Below are 921 nucleotides of genomic sequence, written 5' to 3'. Positions count from 1 at the left end.
CACAACTGGTCACTTTGTTTTTTTAGTGTTGGTAATCAGTGGGGTTCAGGGTTTCCTAAACCTCAAATGGTGGTTCGATTCCACCTGGGGACGCTTGGGGGCGATGGATTTCTTCTCGCTATTTTTGCAATCCGGTTTTTGCTCTCAGTGATGAAACGATCTTTATTCGGAGCAATTTTCCTGGCGGGTAGTCTTTCCCTCTTTGGGCGAACGTGGACTTCCGCTGATGGGAGCAAGGAGATGGTGGGGGAGCTGAAATCCTTTGATGCCGATTCCAATCAAGTAACTCTTCTCGTGGAAGAACAGGAAGTGGTTTTTTCTCTCGAGAAACTCTCGGAGGCCGACCAGGCTTTTGTTAGAGAACAGGAGAACGAAGGGGAAGAAAGGGATATGGGCAAGCTGCTCTCGCAGGCTTCTCTCCACAAGGTGGTCGAGGGGAAGTATGAGACCGCAAACTGGGAACAGGAGGCGGAGTATTACCTTCTTTATTTTTCCGCCTCGTGGTGAGGCCCGTGCCGCGCTAGTGTCCCCCAGTTGGTGGAGACCACAAAGACGGAGCTGCTGAAAAACGACAAGGTGGCTGTGGTGCATATATCCTACGACTCGAAAAAGGAAGAAGCCGAGAAGTGGGCGGTGGCGGAGGGTTTTCCTTGGCTCACCATCCTCGGTGCCGATCGGAAAGCGAGCGGGATGGAGAAGTTGAGCCGGAGCGATTATATTCCCGAATATCGGTTGGTTGACCGCCAAGGCCGGGCAGTTTCGCCCGATGGTGAACAAGCTATCAAGACCGCGGTGAAGTTGGCCAAAGGGGAGTGAGGGCGAGCTCGGGAAGTGTCCCCGTCATCGTTAAAATAGAGGTGGTAGTTGGTCGGCCCACGCGTGAGCGTGAGGTCGCAAAAACCAAACCAAACCAACTACCGT

The 921-nt window shown here is 53.0% G+C and carries 1 protein-coding gene and 1 pseudogene; both read left to right on the top strand.

The annotated features are described in order from the left end of the window. Window positions 1-507 (top strand): annotated as a pseudogene (locus JIN78_RS16765) (hypothetical protein); the annotation flags it as partial. 30 nt (window positions 508-537) lie between these two features. Further along, window positions 538-816, top strand: a complete 279-nt coding sequence (locus JIN78_RS16760) for a hypothetical protein (RefSeq protein WP_345778153.1) — start codon at window positions 538-540, stop codon at window positions 814-816. Window positions 817-921: the final 105 nt, after the last annotated feature.

Origin of the sequence: Roseibacillus ishigakijimensis, assembly GCF_016595415.1 — a bacterium.
GTDB lineage: Bacteria > Verrucomicrobiota > Verrucomicrobiia > Verrucomicrobiales > Akkermansiaceae > Roseibacillus > Roseibacillus ishigakijimensis.
The sequence above is the reverse complement of the archived record's forward strand: the minus strand, read 5'-3'. Positions and strand labels throughout refer to the sequence as shown.